This window comes from Ferrovibrio sp. (assembly GCF_964218355.1).
Taxonomy (GTDB): Bacteria; Pseudomonadota; Alphaproteobacteria; order Ferrovibrionales; family Ferrovibrionaceae; genus Ferrovibrio.
Map to the genome: position 1 here is coordinate 255,489 of NZ_CAXPMC010000009.1, position 16,934 is coordinate 272,422.

Annotated in this window: 14 protein-coding genes and 1 pseudogene; 9 read left to right on the forward strand and 6 right to left on the reverse strand. The window is 67.9% G+C overall.

Features of this window, described 5'->3' with window-relative positions; all coding sequences use genetic code 11:
• Positions 1-3: 3 nt before the first annotated feature.
• From ACEQZY_RS05275 to ACEQZY_RS05295, 5 genes and pseudogenes are all read left to right on the forward strand, one after another.
• Positions 4-1,236: a URC4/urg3 family protein gene (locus ACEQZY_RS05275; RefSeq protein WP_370152806.1), complete on the forward strand. Its 1,233-nt coding sequence runs from the start codon at positions 4-6 to the stop codon at positions 1,234-1,236.
• A gap of 33 nt (positions 1,237-1,269) precedes the next feature.
• Positions 1,270-1,908 carry a uracil phosphoribosyltransferase gene (gene upp / locus ACEQZY_RS05280; RefSeq protein WP_341703946.1) on the forward strand — a complete coding sequence of 213 codons (639 nt, stop codon included), beginning with the start codon at positions 1,270-1,272 and terminating at the stop codon, positions 1,906-1,908.
• Positions 1,909-2,043: 135 nt separating this feature from the next.
• The gene (locus tag ACEQZY_RS05285) at positions 2,044-2,673 is read left to right on the forward strand and encodes a FecR domain-containing protein (RefSeq protein ID WP_370152808.1); all 630 of its coding nucleotides are present in this window, start codon (positions 2,044-2,046) and stop codon (positions 2,671-2,673) included.
• 387 nt (positions 2,674-3,060) lie between these two features.
• Positions 3,061-4,191: a type III PLP-dependent enzyme gene (locus ACEQZY_RS05290; protein ID WP_370153127.1), complete on the forward strand. Its 1,131-nt coding sequence runs from the start codon at positions 3,061-3,063 to the stop codon at positions 4,189-4,191.
• Positions 4,192-4,597: 406 nt separating this feature from the next.
• Positions 4,598-6,148 (forward strand): annotated as a pseudogene (locus ACEQZY_RS05295) (PAS domain-containing sensor histidine kinase); the annotation flags it as partial.
• 30 nt (positions 6,149-6,178) lie between these two features.
• On the opposite strand, the gene ACEQZY_RS05300 reads toward ACEQZY_RS05295, so the two are convergent.
• Together ACEQZY_RS05300 and ACEQZY_RS05305 are read right to left on the reverse strand one after the other, a co-directional pair.
• A complete protein-coding gene (locus ACEQZY_RS05300) occupies positions 6,179-7,147 on the reverse strand; it encodes an NADPH:quinone oxidoreductase family protein (protein ID WP_370152810.1) in 969 nt (322 codons plus the stop codon).
• Positions 7,144-8,322: an MFS transporter gene (locus ACEQZY_RS05305; protein ID WP_370152812.1), complete on the reverse strand. Its 1,179-nt coding sequence runs from the start codon at positions 8,320-8,322 to the stop codon at positions 7,144-7,146. Before ACEQZY_RS05305 ends, ACEQZY_RS05300 begins: the two co-directional genes overlap by 4 nt.
• A gap of 126 nt (positions 8,323-8,448) precedes the next feature.
• Here ACEQZY_RS05305 and mtnA point away from each other — a divergent pair, with 126 nt between their 5' ends.
• The 3 genes from mtnA (at position 8,449) to ACEQZY_RS05320 (ending at position 12,255) form a co-directional block, all read left to right on the forward strand.
• Complete coding sequence (gene mtnA, locus ACEQZY_RS05310) at positions 8,449-9,543, forward strand: S-methyl-5-thioribose-1-phosphate isomerase (RefSeq protein ID WP_370152814.1); 1,095 nt, start codon at positions 8,449-8,451, stop codon at positions 9,541-9,543.
• 77 nt (positions 9,544-9,620) lie between these two features.
• Positions 9,621-11,675 carry a bifunctional aldolase/short-chain dehydrogenase gene (locus ACEQZY_RS05315; RefSeq protein WP_370152816.1) on the forward strand — a complete coding sequence of 685 codons (2,055 nt, stop codon included), beginning with the start codon at positions 9,621-9,623 and terminating at the stop codon, positions 11,673-11,675.
• Position 11,676: 1 nt separating this feature from the next.
• Positions 11,677-12,255: a septation protein A gene (locus tag ACEQZY_RS05320; protein ID WP_370152818.1), complete on the forward strand. Its 579-nt coding sequence runs from the start codon at positions 11,677-11,679 to the stop codon at positions 12,253-12,255.
• On the opposite strand, the gene ACEQZY_RS05325 is transcribed toward ACEQZY_RS05320, so the two are convergent.
• Entirely contained in the window at positions 12,252-12,485 is a 234-nt protein-coding gene (locus ACEQZY_RS05325) for a biotin/lipoyl-binding carrier protein (protein ID WP_370152820.1), read from the reverse strand. The two genes, ACEQZY_RS05320 and ACEQZY_RS05325, sit on opposite strands and share 4 nt — an antisense overlap.
• Positions 12,486-12,566: 81 nt before the next feature.
• Between ACEQZY_RS05325 and ACEQZY_RS05330 the strand changes: the two genes are divergently transcribed.
• Positions 12,567-13,448, forward strand: coding sequence for an SPOR domain-containing protein (locus tag ACEQZY_RS05330; protein WP_370152822.1), 882 nt, complete (start codon positions 12,567-12,569; stop codon positions 13,446-13,448).
• 37 nt (positions 13,449-13,485) lie between these two features.
• Here ACEQZY_RS05330 and ACEQZY_RS05335 read toward each other — a convergent pair whose 3' ends face one another.
• From ACEQZY_RS05335 to typA, 3 genes are all read right to left on the reverse strand, one after another.
• A complete protein-coding gene (locus tag ACEQZY_RS05335) occupies positions 13,486-14,046 on the reverse strand; it encodes a hypothetical protein (protein ID WP_370152824.1) in 561 nt (186 codons plus the stop codon).
• A gap of 11 nt (positions 14,047-14,057) precedes the next feature.
• Positions 14,058-14,618 (reverse strand): response regulator, encoded by a 561-nt coding sequence (locus tag ACEQZY_RS05340; RefSeq protein ID WP_341702795.1) that lies wholly within the window; start codon positions 14,616-14,618, stop codon positions 14,058-14,060.
• A 301-nt stretch (positions 14,619-14,919) separates the two neighbouring features.
• On the reverse strand, positions 14,920-16,743 hold the full coding sequence (typA, locus tag ACEQZY_RS05345) for a translational GTPase TypA (RefSeq protein WP_370152826.1): 1,824 nt from the start codon (positions 16,741-16,743) through the stop codon (positions 14,920-14,922).
• Positions 16,744-16,934 lie beyond the last annotated feature (191 nt).

Sequence of the window (16,934 nt, forward strand, 5' to 3'; positions counted from 1 at the left end):
AGCGTGGGTAACCTGAACGATCCGGCGCAGGCGGTCGCCTGGCTGCGCACACCCGAGGCAATCCGCGCGCGCTGTCATGAGCTGCTGGCGCTGGGCGAGCGCGACGCGCTGCCTAATTTCCAGGTGCATTTCAGCCGGCTGCCGGCCTGCGCCGATTATGTGGCGCAGGTGATCCGCGAGAACTACCCGGGCCTGCAGATCCCCTATCATGCCCGCTGGCGCCACTTTGCCGCCGGCGGCATCGATCGCTGGGGCCGGCTGGCCGCCGAGTTGAAGGATCGCGATGCCGACGAGATCGCCCGCATCCGCTTCGATCTCTGTGTTGCCAGCGTGCTGCTGGATGCCGGCGCCGGCCCCGACTGGGCCTTTTCGGAAGACGGCACGGCGATCGCGCGCTCGGAAGGGCTGGCGGTGGCGAGCCTGCATGCCTTCCGCGCCGGGCTATTTTCGGGCGACCGGAAGAATCTGCTGCGTGCCGATGCGGCCGGGCTGGCCCCGCTGGCACCGAATGCCATCGCCCATGCCTTCCAGGTTTCGGCGGCGAATCCGCTGGTCGGTGTCGAGGGGCGGGCGGCGCTGCTGCGCAACCTCGGGGCGGCGCTGGCGGCACGGCCGGACCTGTTCGGTGCCGATGCCCGTGTCGGCGGGTTGTATGACACGCTGAAGAAAAAAGTGACGGACGGGAAACTGCCGGCACGCGCCATCCTGGCGGCGGTGCTGGAGGGGTTCGGGCCGATCTGGCCGTCGCGCATGACGCTCGATGGCGCCAATCTCGGCGATGTCTGGCGCCATCGCGGCATCGTCAGCGGCGACCTGACCTCGGGTCTGGTGCCGTTCCACAAGCTGTCGCAGTGGCTGACCTATTCGCTGGTCGAGATTTTCGAGGATGCCGGCATCGCGGTCACCGGGCTCGACGACCTGACCGGCCTGCCGGAATACCGCAATGGCGGCCTGTTCATCGACCTGGGTGTGCTCAGCGTGCGCCATGACGCGCTGAAGAAATTCGCGATCCCGGTCGAGGACGAGGCGGTGGTGGAATGGCGGGCGCTGACCCTGGCTCTGCTCGACCGCATCGCCGACCCGGTGCGCGAACGGCTCGGCAAGACCGCGGCCGAAATGCCGCTGGCCCGCATTCTCGAGGGCGGCACCTGGGCGGCCGGCCGGAAGATTGCCCGCGAAAAGCGGGAAGGCGGCGGGCCGCCGCTGACCGTGGTCAGTGACGGCACAGTATTCTGAAGATCGGCGATCTCGTATCGGGGGAAGACAGACATGAACGCGTTTCCGAATGTCACGGTGGTCAGCCATCCGCTGGTGCAGCACAAGCTGACCCTGCTGCGGCGCAAGGAGGTGTCCACGGCAGAGTTCCGCCGGCTGGTCCGCGAAGTCAGCCTGCTGATGGCCTACGAAGTCACCCGCGACCTGCCGCTGGAGAAGACCGCGATCGAGACACCGCTGGAATCGATGCAGGCCCCGATCCTGGCCGGCAAGAAGCTGTGCTTCGTATCGATCCTGCGCGCCGGCAACGGCATTCTCGACGGCATGCTGGACCTCGTTCCCTCGGCCCGTGTCGGCCATGTCGGCCTTTACCGTGATCCCGAGACCCTGGTGCCGGTCGAGTATTACCTGAAGCTGCCCGAGGATGTCGGCGAGCGCCTGGTGATCGTGGTCGATCCGATGCTGGCAACCGGCCATTCCGCCGCCGCCGCTGTCACCCGCCTGAAGGAGGCCGGTGCCCAGCAGATCAAGTTCGTCTGCCTGCTGACGGTGCCCGAGGGCCTGCAGGTGATGCAGGACAATCACCCGGATGTCACCGTTTTCACCTGTGCCATCGACCGCCAGCTCGATGATCACGGCTATATCCGGCCTGGCCTCGGCGATGCCGGCGACCGTATCTACGGCACCAAGTAACCGTCGGCCGGGCGGCAGAGTGACAGGGGTGTAGCCGCCGTCACAGGCGCGGGGCCAGGACGGGGCTGCGGCGGCTTCATATCCGGGGCAGACTGGTCGCAATCCCGTTCACCAAGCTGACCCTGGAGCCGTGTCATGGCCGCTTTCCGACGCCGCACGCTGCGCGCGACCCTCACTCTCGCCTTCGCCCTTGCCGCCGGCATCGTCGCCGACAGCCGCGCCGCTTCCGACCTGTTGCCGGCCGCCGAGATTCGGCCGGCCGCAGCCGGTACCGCGCCGCGGGTGGTCGGCCAGCAGACCCGGCAGGGCCAGCCTGTTCTGCTGGGCAGCCGGATGGCCAGCGGTCCCGGCTCGGGCATCCGGTTCAGCCTGCTCGACGGGTCGGTGGTGATCATCGGTCCCAACAGCGTCGTCAGTGTCGATGAATTCGCCCAGGACCGTGTGGTGCTGACTGTCGAACGCGGTGCCTTTTATCTCGACTCCGCCAATCCGGGCGCCGTCCATGTCGTGCTGCCGACCGGCACGGTGGCGGTGCGCACCGCCACCGTGGCCGGCCGCATCGGCCTGAACGGTACCGAGGTGGCGCTGCTCAGCGTCGGCCGCGCCGAGGTCACCGGCTTCGGCGGCGACAGCGTCCGGCTCGACCAGATCGGCCAGGCCACCCGCATCATTGGACTCGGCAGCCCGAGTCAGCCCGCCACCCTGACGCCCCAGCGGCTGCAGGACTTCACCGGCCTGCCGAGCCAGATCGTGCGGCGCGACTGACGGGCGCGCGGACGGGAGCCGGCAGCGGCTCCGCGATTGCAGAAAAGCCGCATCCCATGCGGCTTTTTCGATTCCCGCGGGGTGCAGCCGCCGGCACGTGGCGGAGCAGGGCGGTGGGCTGCCGGGATTTTTTTCCGCGCAGCCCGGATTTCCTGTTGCAATGGAAGCTGTTTGCTGTAAATACGGCCTCATTGACGCACCCGCACGTGCCGATGGCCCCTGGCAGGTTATGCAACGACGAACGCGTCTCTTTTGGTGGCACAGCGCAAGCTGTGTCGGGTTCAGAGCCGGTCCGAGAGGGAGGTTTCGATGCTTGCAGCCAATGGTGGCCGCACGGTCACCCGTCTGCGACGTTCATCGTCCAAGGCACGTTTCGAGCTGGGGCAGATCACCCCGAAGCAGCAGAAGTTCATCGCCGAGGCGCGTGATGCCGATCCGTTCGTCGTCGTCGATCTCGACATCGTCGAGCAGAATTACCGCGAGCTGAAGCGGCTGCTGCCGCTGGCCCGGGTGTTCTACGCCATCAAGGCCAATCCGGAAGCCGCGATCATCCGCCGCCTCGAGAAGCTGGGTTCCAGCTTCGACACGGCGTCGATCGGCGAGATCGAGCTGTGCCTGTCGCAGGGTGCCACGCCGGACCGCATCTCGTTCGGCAACACCATCAAGAAGAAGACCGACATCGCCCGCGCCTATGCCCGTGGCGTGCGGCTGTTTGCCTTCGACTCCGAAGCCGAGCTGGAGAAACTGGCCGAGGCGGCGCCGGGCGCGCAGGTTTTCTGCCGCGTGCTGATGGAATGCGCCGGCGCGGAATGGCCGCTGTCGAAGAAGTTCGGCTGTGCGCCGCGCATGGCCGCCGACCTGCTGGTGCGGGCGCGCCAGATGGGGCTGGACCCCTATGGCATTTCTTTCCATGTCGGCTCGCAGCAGACCGATCTCGGCCAGTGGGACCATGCGGTGGCCCAGGTGGCGCAGATGTTCACCGTGCTGCAGGAAGCTGATGTCGACCTGCGCATGATCAATCTCGGCGGCGGTTTTCCGGCCCGCTACCGCTCCGACGTGCCGGTGCTGGAGGCCTATGCCCAGGCCATCAGCCAGGCGATCACCAGTCATTTCGGCAACAACCTGCCGGAAATCATCATCGAGCCGGGCCGTGGCCTAGTCGGCGATGCCGGCGTGATCCAGGCCGAGGTGGTCCTGATTTCCAGGAAGGATTACGAGGACGACCGCCGCTGGGTCTATCTCGACATCGGCAAGTTCTCCGGGCTCGCCGAGACCATGGACGAGGCGATCAAGTACCGCTTCGTCACGCCGCGCGACGGTGGTCCGACCGGGCCGGTGTCACTGGCCGGTCCGAGCTGCGACAGCGCGGATATCCTGTACGAGAAGGCGGATTACCAGCTGCCGCTCGGCCTCGAAGTGGGCGACAAGATACTGATCCTGTCCGCCGGTGCCTATACGACGACCTATTCCTCGGTGGGCTTCAACGGCTTTCCGCCGCTGAAGAGCTACTGCATCTGAACGGGTCGCCGGGTATCGAGCGGGTTGCAAGGGCCGGCAGCGCAAGCTGCCGGCCTTTTTGCTACCCATGGGCGGTTGCGCAGGCCTGATTGTCCAACCAGTGTTAGACCAACACCTTTGTCGGGCAGGGCTTTTCGCCGAATCCGGTTGCAGCAGGGGGCGCGTTGTGTGACAAAAGAGGCCGCCCGGAAATACTCGCATAAAGCGCGGTTCTCCGGGCATTGGGGGAGGTGGGACCAATGCAGCCCGTTTACTGTGGGCAGCCGCGTGCGTTCGCCTGCCTGCTGCCTTCCGGGCTGCGGGATATCACCCTGCACCTTTATCATTCCGCACACGATCTTTTGCGCCGCCTCCCGCGGCGGGGCTGGCCGGCTTGAGCCTTCGCCCCGGCAGCGACGATCCCTTCATGGCCGCACTCGGCCGGCATGATGACAGCTACGCGGATCCGGCCGTGCCGGCCGCCGTCGGCAGCGGTGGCGGCGCCAGCGGCGAGACGCTGCTGCTGCAGGCCCTCGACTCGATCGGCGAAGGTTTTGCCGTCTGGGATGCCGGCCCGAACCTGATCCGCTTCAACCGGCAGATGCCGGCCCTGTTCGGCCTGTCGGCCGACGACCTGCGCCCCGGACTGCCGGCGCAGGATTTCCTCGCCCTGCTGATCGAACGCGGCGCACTCACCATCCGTGCGGAGGAAGCCGAGGCTTGGATAGAGGCCTATATCGACGCCTCGACCAAGGCCGACCGCAAACAGGAGGTGCGGCTGGCCGATGGAACCTGGCTGAATTTCGACTGGCGGCGTCTGCAGGGCGGCGGTTTCGTTGCCGTGTTCACCGACATCACCCTGCGCAAGCGGGCGCAGATCCGGCTGCGCCAAGCCGAGGCGAAGTACCGGCAGATTTTCGACAACGTGCATGAAGGCATCATCCAGGTCACGCCGGAGGGCCGGGTGCTGGCGGTGAACCAGGCCGGTGCTGCCATCTTCGGTTTCCATTCGCCGGAAGAGATGCTGGCCACGGTCACCCGTGCCGGCGACCAGCTCTATGTCAATCCGGACCGCCGCCGCGACCTGCTGCTGCAGCTGGAGCGGCATGGCCATGCCCGGGATTTCCGCTCCGAGATGCGCCGTCGCGACGGCTCGGTGATCTGGGTTTCCAAGACCCTGCGGCTGGTGGCCGACGATCGCGGCAGCCCGGTGATGATCGAGGGCATGTTCCGCGACATCAGCGCCCAGCGCCGTGCCGAGCAGCAGCTGATGCAGGCCAAGGAACAGGCCGAGGCGGCCAACCGTGCCAAATCGGATTTCCTGGCCAACATGAGCCACGAGCTGCGCACGCCGCTGAATGCCATCCTCGGCTTCTCGCAGGTGCTGCAGGAAGAGATGATGGGGCCGCTGGGCAACCCGAAATACCGCGAATACTGCCGCGACATCGTGCAGAGCGGCGAGCATCTGCTGGCGCTGATCGGCGACATTCTCGACATGGCGAAGGTCGAGTCCGGCAAGATGCACCTCGACGAGGACTGGATCGATCTCGAGGAAAGCCTCGAGGCCGGACTGCTGCTGGTGCGCGAGCGCGCTACCGCCAACCGCATCGCCATCCGCAAGACCATGCCGCAACCGATGGCCTCGGTCTGGGCCGATTCCCGCCGGCTGCGGCAGGTCTGGATCAACCTGCTGAGCAATGCGGTGAAATTCACCCCGCAGGGCGGCTGGGTCGAGGTTACCGCGGCCTGGCTCGAGGGCGGTGCGCTCAGCGTCACCGTGGCCGACAGCGGCATCGGCATCGCCAGCGAGGATATTGAACGCGTGCAGCAGCCCTTCAGCCAGGTGGCCAATGCGCTGTCGCGCGGCCATGAGGGCACCGGGCTTGGCCTGTCGCTGTCGCGCAACCTGGTCGAGCTGCATGGCGGCAGCCTCGATCTCGACAGCCGGTTGGGCGAAGGCACCACGGTGACGGTGACCCTGCCGGCGGAACGCTGCCGGCGCGGGCCGCTAGCGGCAGCGCAGCACCAGCTTGCCGGTGGCGCGGCGGCCGGCGAGGGCCTGCAGGGCGGCAGCGGCCTCTTCGAGCCGGTACTCGCCCCCGACCAGCGGCCGTCCCTCGCCGCCGACTAGCCAGTCCGTCAATGCCGCATCGAGGCGGCGGCCGGCGGCCGGATTGCGACGGCCCTGTTCGCCGGCCCGCACGCCGATCAGTTCCGCCTCTTTCAGCAGCAGCCGGTTTGCCGGTGGCCGCGGTGGCTCGCCGCCGGCGAAGCCCACCACCAGCCAGCGCCCGCCCGGTGCCAGCGCTTTCCAGGCCGCGTCGAACAGTGTGCCGCCGACCGGATCGAAGACAGCATGTGCTTGTACGGCGGTTTGCCAGCCGGGCAGTGCCGGATCGATTGTCTCGGCGGCGCCGGCCGCCTGTGCCGCGGCACGCTTCTCTGGCGACGACGCCACCGCCAGCACCCGGGCCCCGAGCCGCGCACCCAGTGCCACGGCGGCCAGCCCGGTGCCGCCACCGGCGCCCAGCACCAGCAGGGTTTCGCCGGCCTGCAGCCGGCCGCGCGGCACCAGCGCCACCCAGGCGGTGGCGGCGGCCACGGGGAAAGCGGCCGCCTCCTGCCAGCTCCAGCCGGCCGGTTTCGGCAGCAGGGCGTCGGCCGTGACGATGGCCTCGGTGGCATAGCCGCCGCCGCGCAGCCGCGCGATCACGGCATCGCCGGGCTGCCAGCCGGTCACCGCCGGGCCGCATTCGGTGATCGTGCCGGCGGCCTCCATGCCCGGCACGAAAGGCAGTGCCGGCTTGTGCTGGTAGCGGCCGGCCACCTGCAGCAGGTCGGGGAAATTCACGCCGGCCGCATGCACGGCGATGCGCAGCTCGTCTGCCTGCAGCGGCCGTCGCGGCAGCCCGGCAGGCTCCAGCATTTCCGGCGGGCCGAGCCGCGGGCAGAGCATGGCGCGGTAGCTGCCGCTCATGCCAGCGCCTCCTGCGGCAGCCGCGCATGGATGATGCGCCAGCCGCCGGCCAGGGTCAGCAGCAGGATCGCGGCGCCGATCCAGTAGGGCAGGGTGATGCCGCCGCTTTCAAACAGCCAGCCGCCCCAGGCCGGGCCGGCCGCCCGCCCGAGCGCACCGAGCGACTGCGCGCCGCCCAGCGCAAGGCCCTGCCGGGCGGCATCGGCACTGCGCGAAACCAGGCTGCTCAGGCTGGGCATGATCGTGGCCAGTCCGGAAGCGGTCAGCAGGATCGACACGGCCATCCACGGCGTCGAGGTGACGATCTCAGTCAGCGCGGCGCCGACCGCCAGGCTGAACATGCCCCAGGTCAGCAGGCGGCGCTCGCCGAAGATCCGGGTCAGCGGTCCGATCAGGATGCCCTGCACGCTCAGCACGATGCTGCCGATGAAGGTGAAGGCCAGCCCGACTTCCCAGGCATGCCAGCCGAGGCGGGCCGCGGTGAACAGCGGAAACAGCACCTCGATCTGCGAGAAGACGAAATTGATGGCGAAGCCGATCACGATCAGTCCCAGGGTCGTGCGGCCGAGCTGCGGCAGGCCGTCGAACGGGTTGCGCCATAATGGTCCTGCGCCGCCGCCGGCGGCCGTCCGGGTTTCTCGGATCGTGGCCATCGCCAGCCCCAGCGCGATCACCGAGGCGCCGGCGGCGGCCAGTGCGGGCAGGGCATAGTTCGGATGCAGCGGATCGGGCCCGACCAGCAGGCCGCCGATCAGCGGCCCGAGGATCATGCCGATGCCGAAGGCGCCGCCGATCAGGCCCATGCCGCGGGCCCGCTTTTCCGGCGGGGTGGAATCGGCGATGATCGCCTGGGCGATGCCGATCTTGCCGCTGCCGATACCGGAGATGATCCGCGCGAGGAAGATGGCCAGCAGCGTGTCGGCCGCGGCCAGCCAGACATAGCCGGCAATGGTCAGCAGGATGCAGCCGAGGAAAACCGGGCGGCGGCCCCGGCGGTCGGACAGGGCGCCCAGCAGCGGTGCCGACAGGAACTGGGCGATCGAGAAGGTGGCGGAAAGCAGGGCGACCAGAAACGGCGAGGCGCCGTAGCTGGCGGCATAGAAGGGCAGCAGCGGCAGGATCAGCCCGAAGCCGACCAGATCGACCACGACGGTCAGGAAAATCGCCGGCAGCATCGGGCGAAACCTGTGTGACAGAGGCCGGAAACCGCCCGCCCGGGATTGCCCCGGCGGGCATCGTCCGCTACTTTCCGCGCGGCTTTTTGCCGGTTCATTTTCGGGTTTCCGGGCGAGGAACGGGACATGAAGATCAAGGGCGTACCGTACCGCACGATCTGGGTCAACGACGACGGCTGGTCGGTCGGGATCATCGACCAGACGACGCTGCCCCATGCCTTCGTCACCACCAGCCTGAAAACCTGGCAGGAGGCGGCCCATGCCATCCGGGCGATGATCGTGCGCGGTGCCCCGCTGATCGGCGCCACCGGCGCCTACGGCCTCGCGCTGGCCATGCGCGAGGACAGCGGCGATGCCATGCTGGACGAGGCCTATGCGGCCCTGCTGGAAACCCGGCCGACCGCGATCAACCTGAAATGGGCACTCGACCGCGTGCGCAACGCGCTGCACAACCTGCCCGGTGTCGAGCGTGCGGCCGTCGCCTACAGGGTTGCGGCTGAGATCTGCGAGGACGACGTCGCCACCTGCTCGGCCATCGGCGATCACGGCCTGAAGATCATCCGCGACCTGCACGAGAAGACCGGCAGCAAGCGCCCGGTGAATATCCTGACCCACTGCAATGCCGGCTGGCTTGCCACCGTCGACTGGGGCACCGCCATCGCACCGATCTACAAGGCCCATGACGCCGGCATTCCGGTGCATGTCTGGGTCGACGAGACGCGGCCGCGCAACCAGGGCGCCTCGCTGACCGCCTGGGAACTGAACAGCCACGGCGTGCCGCATACGGTGATCGTCGACAATGCCGGTGGCCACCTGATGCAGCATGGCCAGGTCGACATGTGCATCGTCGGCACCGACCGCACCACCCGGCAGGGTGATGTCTGCAACAAGATCGGCACCTATCTGAAGGCACTGGCCGCCCGCGACAACGACGTGCCCTTCTATGTGGCGCTGCCGCATTCCACCATCGACTGGACGATCCGCGACGGTGTGCGCGAGATTCCCATCGAGGAACGCGCGGCCACCGAGGTCACCGTCATGCAGGGCCGCACGGCTTCGGGTGAGGTGGTGCCGGTGACCATCACGCCGGAGGGCAGCCGGGCCGCCAATTACGGCTTCGACGTCACGCCGGCGCGGCTGGTCAGCGGGCTGGTCACCGAACGCGGCCTCTGCGATGCCACGGAAGCCGGCCTGACCGGCCTGTATCCGGAGTTTTCCTGAAGAGGCCCTCTTTCGCCGTTCCCACCTGCGCGGGAGCGGCGACATCAAAGTGAATTGGAAATGATAAGGTTGCCCCGATGAAGAATCTCTGGTCCGACCGCGACGCCAAGGCCGCCATCGCCCATTATGCGAAGCAGGGCGTCAATGCCGATCTCGCCTTGCGGACATACACCACCCGGCTGCTGGGCGGCGTGCCCGACCTGGTGCAGCATGGCGGCGGCAACACCTCGGTGAAGACCACGATGCCCGATCCGCTCGGCAAGCCGGTCGACGTTCTGTGCGTGAAGGGTTCGGGCTGGGACATGGCGGTGATCGAGCCGCCGGGCCTGCCGGCGGTGCGCCTGGCCCCGCTGCAGGAGCTGATCGCGCTGAAACAGCTGACCGACGAGGATATGGTCAACATCCAGCGCTGCAACCTGCTGGACGCAACCTCGCCGAACCCGTCGGTGGAAACGCTGTTCCATGCCTTCCTGCCCCACAAGTTCATCGACCATACCCATGCCTCCGCCGTGCTGGCGATCACTGATCAGCCCGACGGCGCCGAGATCTGCCGCAAGCTCTATGGCAAGCGGGTCGCACTGGTCGATTACGAGATGCCGGGCTTCGGTCTCGCCAAGAAGGCCGCTGCGGCCTTCAGGGCCAATCCGGATTGCCAGGGTCTGATCCTGCTGAAGCATGGCATCTTCACCTTCGCCGAGACGGCGAAGGAGGCCTATGACCTGATGATCGAGTTTGTCAGCAAGGCCGAACGTCATCTCGCCAAGGGCAAAAAGGCGCCCTTCGTGCCGGGCAAGGCGTTGCCGAAGAAAATTGCGGCCGCCGAAGATGTGCTGCCGATCCTGCGCGGCCTGCTCGGCATTCCGGCCGGCGATGACGGCGCGGTGACGCGCTGGGTGTTCAACCTGCGCGACAGCGCCGAGATCCAGGCCTTCGCGCGCGGCAAAGAGGTCATGCGCTACAGCCAGGCCGGCACGGTGACGCCGGATCACGTGATCCGTACCAAGCCCTGGCCGCTGGTGCTGCCGGCGCCGGAAGCCGGCAGGCTGGATGCCTTCGCCACCGCCGCCCGCAAGGCGGTCGAGGCCTACATCAAGAAGTACAAGGCCTATTTCGAGCGCCATAACGCGAAGGCGCAGCCGAAGAAGATCATGCTCGATCCGATGCCGCGCGCGCTGCTGATCCCCGGCCTCGGCCTGGTCGGCGTCGGCAAGACCCGAAAGGATGCAGTGATCGCCGGCGACGTTGCCGAGATGGCGGTCAGCATCATCACCAAGGCCGAAGCCATCGGGCGGTTCACCAGCATCCGGGAACGCGACATTTTCGATGTCGAATACTGGTCGCTGGAGCAGGCCAAGCTCGGCAAGGGCGGCGAGAAGCCGCTGTCGCGTCAGGTCGTCGTCGTCACCGGCGGCGCCGGGGCGATCGGTGCCGCCACCGCCAGGGCCTTTGCTGCCGAGGGCGCGGAAGTGGCCGTGCTGGATCTCGACGGCGCGAAGGCGGCGGAGGTCGCGAAGAAGCTGGGCGGCATCGGGCTGGCCTGCGACGTGACGAAGCCGGCCGCCGTGCAGGCGGCCTTTGCGAAGGTCGTGCAGCATTTCGGCGGTGTCGACATCGTCGTCTCCAATGCCGGCAATGCCTGGGGCGGGAAGATCGGCGAGGTTTCCGACGACCTGCTGCGCAAGTCCTTCGAGCTGAATTTCTTCAGCCACCAGTCCGTGGCGCAGGCGGCCGTGAAGGTCATGCTGGCGCAGAAGACCGGCGGCTGCCTGCTGTTCAACGCCTCCAAGCAGGCGGTGAATCCGGGGCCGGATTTCGGCCCCTATGGCCTGCCCAAGGCGGCGACCCTGTTCCTGTCGCGGCAGTATGCGCTGGATTACGGCGACCAGGGCATCCGCTCGTCGGCTGTGAATGCCGACCGCATCCGCTCCGGCCTGCTCACCGACGAGATGGTGGCCAAACGCTCGAAGGCGCGTGGCCTGTCGGAAAAGGACTACATGTCCGGCAACCTGCTGAAGCGCGAGGTGACGGCGGCCGATGTGGCCCAGGCCTTCGTGCAGCTGGCCGTCGCCGCCAAGACCACGGCTGCCGTGGCCACGGTGGATGGCGGCAACATCGCCGCGGCCCTGCGCTGACATGCAGGCGCCCGGCAGCCGCACCGCGCCCCGCTGGCTGAAGCCCGCCACCGAATACGGCCCGCTGGCCGTTTTCCTCGCGGTCTATGCCGGGGCGGGGCTGATGCCGGCAACGGCCGCCCTGCTGGCCGCCACCGCGGTAGGACTGGGCCTGTCGCTGTTCTTCCTGCGGCGCCTGCCGCTGATGCCGCTGGTGACGGCCGCCGTGGTCGGCGTGTTCGGCGGCCTGACCCTGTGGCTGCAGGACGAGACCTTCATCAAGATGAAGCCGACCATCATCAACGCGCTGTTTGCGGTGCTGCTGCTGGGCGGCCTGGCGGCCCGGCGCAACCTTTTGCGGATGGTGCTGGGCACCGCGCTGGCGCTGACCGAAACCGGCTGGCGGCAGCTGACCCTGCGCTGCGGCCTGTTCTTCGCCGCGATGGCCGTGCTGAACGAGGTCGTCTGGCGGACCCAGAGCACCGATGTCTGGGTCGCCTTCAAGGTGTTCGGCCTGATCGGCCTGACCTTCGTGTGCTTCCTGGCGCAGGCGCCGCTGATCGCGCGGCACCGCAGCGAGAGCAGCGACAGCGCGCCCTAGATTCCGGCCTGGATTTCCAGCCTGGCCAGAACCTGGCCTTCCTTGACGCTGTCGCCCTCGGCGACGGCAAGACTGGCCAGCTGGCCGGCCTTCGGCGCCTCGACCGGAATCTCCATTTTCATCGATTCGAGGATCATCACCACATCGCCGGCGCCGAGCTGTGCGCCGGCAGCCGCTTCCAGCTTCCAGACCTTGCCGGTGACATCGGCCTTGATATCGACTGTGGGCATGATTCCTCCGTGTGTTAACCGTCTTTCTGCCTTGGAAGCCCTTGCCGCGCCAGCCTAAAATGCAGGCGAGAGGACGAGTCGATGCGCTGCCGCAACGTCATCATTGTTTTGACTGCCGCCGGGCTGCTGGGTGGCTGCGACGCCTATAACGGGCTGCGCCGCGATCTCGGCGTCGATCCGGTCGATCCGCCGCGCCCACAGACAGCGGTGCCGGCGGCCCCGGCCGGCAATGCAATGACCAATGGCACAATGGCCAAGGACGCGATGGCCAAGGGCGCAATGACCAAGGGCGCAATGACCGGCGATGCGGCCGCGAATGGCGCAATGGCCAATGGTGCGATGGCGGCGGAACCCGCCATGCTGCCGGTACAGCCCCGCAGCGGCATCGCCCAGGCCAACTGGGCAGCACAGCGCACGGCCGCCATGACCCAGCAGGACAACACCACGCCGGTCGACTACAAGCCGCCGCCGGTGCCGGCCGCGCCTGCCGAGGCGAAGGCCGGGCCGATGCCGATTGCGCCGCAGCCCGGTGCTGCCGGAAAGCCGCCCGCGCCGCCCGCGAAGGATGCCGGCGGCATGGCGGCGGCGAAGCCCGGCCCCGCTGCCGCCAAGCCTCCGGCTGCGGGCGCCCGGCCCGCCGACATGGCGATGAAGGCCGGAACGATGAAGGACGGGCCGATGAAGGACGGGGCGGCGCCGAAACCGGCGGGCAGCGAGGTCTGGCGTGCCCATCTCGCCTCGCACCGCACCGAATGGGCGGCGATCAACGAATGGCAGGAACTGCTGAAGGCGGGGCCGAAACTGTATGGCCAGCTCGATCCGCAGATCACATGGACCGAACTGCCCAATCGCGGCAGCTATGCCCGGCTGACCTTCGGGTCCTATCCCGACCGCAAGGCGGCCGAGGCGGCCTGCGCCGTGGTGCGCGGGCCGCGCCGCTACTGCGCGCCGCTGAAGGACTAGCGCGCCCGTTCTGCCGCGCGGGCGTTCAGCAGGCCGTTCAGTGCGCCGGCGGTTTCTCCGGTGCGGGCGGCGGCTGCGGCGCGGGGTATTTCTCCACCACCCGACTGAGGCCGGCCAGCATGTCCTCGGCGCCGTCGGTCTGGCCGTCGCCGGCCGCGGCGATCAGGCGCAGGGCCGACTGGTGCGCGGCGATGGCGGCGCTGCCGGCCAGTCCGGCTAGGCGCAGGCGGTGCAGCAATTCGCACAGGCTGTCGGCCACCCGGGTGACCAGCGGAAAACCGAAGGTGCTGCCCAGGTCGCGGATCTGGCTGGCGCGGCGATAGGCGGCGAGGGTGGCCTCGGCGTCGCGGCCGCCGGCCTCTGCCAGCGCCGCCAGCAATCCGTCCAGTTCCGCGAGGTCGCCGGACAGCCGGGCCAGATACCGGCCGCGCTCGGCGGCGATGAAGCCATCGGCGGCGGCGATGAGGGCGGCCGCCGACTTGTTGCCGCCCTGGCCGGCCAGCCGGGCGAAGCGCGACTTCACCACCAGCACCTTCACGCTGTCGCCCTGGCTGTCGCGGATGACGGCGCCGGCTGCGGGTTTGTCGCTCTGGCCCATGCCGCGCCCCGTCAGGCCATGGCCATCTGCGCCGCCGGCGCCATCTGCGCCTGTCGTGCCGGTGCGACGGCCTGGCGGTCATGGCGGCGCTCGGACTGGCTCGACGGCGGGTCGCCGGCCTTGAAGCGGCGGTCCGGCCCGACATAGCCCGGGGCAATCACGAAGGGGCGGGGATCCTCGGTCAGCCATTGCAGGCGCAGGAACAGCGCCTTGGGCGAGAAGGGCTTGGCCAGCACGATATTGGCGCCGCAGTCGCGGGCGCGGACCACATTGTCGCTCTGGGCATGGCTGGTCAGCACGATCACCGGGGTGTAGCGGTTCGGGTTGTCGCCATCCGAGCGGATGCGCTTTACCAGGTCGAAGCCGTCGATGCCCGGCAGGCCCCAGTCGCAGATCAGCAGGTCGGTGACATCGCGCCGGCTGCGGTCGAGCGCATCGGCGCCGCTGCCGGCCACGCTGACATGGCGGGCGCCGAAGGCATGCAGGATGCCGAGCATGGTGGATTGGAAATAGTCGCTGCTGTCCGCGATGAGGACGCGGATATGCTGCAGGTCCAGGCTGTGTATCGTCATCGCTGTCTCTCTCTGCTGTTCTGCCGGGAGCGGGACGGTGTAGGGGATAGCCGTTCTGGCTATCGCTGATAGAATTAACCCTGTTTATCGAACAATTGGCAATAGGAAATCATGCGGAAGTTGCATTTTATACGCACGCGATAAATCAAGGCTGGTGCCTTCGGATATTGCCAAGCCGGAACAACCGCTTAAACCGGCGTCCGGTTGCCGCCCGGGCTGCCCTGAGACACCGGGAACATCAAAGCGGGCACAAAAAAGCCGGGCACAGGGCCCGGCTTTTTCAGGAGCGATGGGTATGCCGTCAGGCGGCGGCGTCGGCAGCCCGAGACGCGCGCTTGCGGTCGTTCGGATCGAGCAGCTTCTTGCGGATGCGGATCGACTTCGGGGTGACCTCGACCAGTTCGTCGTCGCCGATATAGCTGATCGCCTGTTCCAGGGTCATCTTGCGCGGCGGGGTCAGGCGGACGGCCTCGTCCTTGCCCGAGGCGCGCATGTTGGTCAGCTGCTTGGCCTTCATCGGATTGACTTCGAGGTCGTTGTCGCGGCTGTTCTCGCCGATGATCATGCCCTCGTAGACCGGCGTGCCCGGATCGACGAACAGCACGCCGCGCTCCTCGATGTACCACAGCGCGTAGGCGACGGTTTCGCCGGTGCCGTTGGCGATCAGCACGCCGTTGCGGCGGCCGGGGATCGGGCCGCGATGCGGGCCGTAGCTGTGGAACATCTTGTTCATGATGCCGGTGCCGCGGGTGTCGGTGAGGAACTCGCCGTGATAGCCGATCAGGCCGCGCGATGGCGCCAGGAAGGTGATGCGGGTCTTGCCGCCGCCCGAGGGGCGCATGTCGCGCAGCTCGGCCTTGCGCAGCGACATTTTCTCGACCACCACGCCGGTATAGGCGTCGTCGACATCGACATGCACTTCCTCGATCGGCTCCAGCAGCTGGCCGGTCTCGTCCTTCTGGAACAGCACGCGCGGCCGGCTGATCGACAGCTCGAAGCCTTCGCGGCGCATCACCTCGACCAGCACGCCGAGCTGCAGTTCGCCGCGGCCGGCCACCTGGAAGGCGTCCTTTTCTGCGGTCTCGGTGATGCGGATGGCGACGTTGCCCTCGGCCTCGCGCAGCAGGCGGTCGCGGATCACGCGGCTCTGCACCTTGCTGCCTTCCTTGCCGGCGAAGGGCGAGTTGTTGACCGAGAAGGTCATGGCCAGGGTCGGCGGATCGATCGGGTTGGCCGGCACCGGCTCGGTGACGGCGGGTTCGCAGATGGTGTCGGCCACCGTGGTGGTGGTCAGGCCGGCAATGGCGACGATGTCGCCGGCATCGGCTTCCTCCACCGGTACGCGTTCGATGCCGCGGAAGGCCAGCAGCTTGGTGACGCGGCCGGTCTCGATCTCGGTGCCGTCGGCATGCAGCGAATGGATCGGGCTGTTGACCTTCAGCTTGCCCGAGTAGATGCGGCCGGTGAGGATGCGGCCGAGGAAGTTGTCGGCTTCGAGAGTGGTGACCAGCATCTTGAACGGCGCGTCCAGCTCGACGGAGGGCGCCGGGACATGCTTCACGATCAGGTCGAACAGCGGAGCGAGGTCCTTGCGCGGACCTTCCAGGCTGTCATCGGCCCAGCCGCTGCGGCCCGAGGCGAACATGCAGGGGAAGTCGAGCTGCTCTTCCGAGGCATCCAGCGCCGCGAACAGGTCGAAGACTTCCGAATGCACTTCGACGGGGCGGGCGTCCTGGCGGTCGACCTTGTTGATGACCACGATCGGCCGCATGCCGAGGCCCAGCGCCTTGCCCAGCACGAACTTGGTCTGCGGCAGCGGGCCTTCGGCGGCATCCACCAGCAGCACGACGCCATCGACCATGGAAAGGATGCGCTCGACTTCGCCGCCGAAATCGGCGTGGCCGGGGGTGTCGACGATATTGACGCGGGTGCCGTGCCACTCGACCGAGGTGCACTTGGCAAGAATGGTGATGCCGCGCTCGCGCTCGAGGTCGTTGCTGTCCATGACGCGCTCGGCGACCTGCTGGTTCTCGCGGAACGAGCCGGACTGGCGCAGCAGGGCGTCGACCAGGGTGGTCTTGCCGTGGTCGACATGGGCGATGATGGCGATATTGCGGAGCTGCATGGCTTGCACGAAAGGCCCGGTCGACCAACTGGCTGGCGGCCGGGCGCGATTCCTCTGGGTTTGGCGAAGTTGCCGGGTTTATACGGGGCCGGGCCGTTTGTGACAAGGACAGATTTGTTGCGCCGCAATGACGGCGGCGCAGGGCTGCCATGCCCAGAGGAACTGTATGGATACCAACCGGTTAGGCCCGG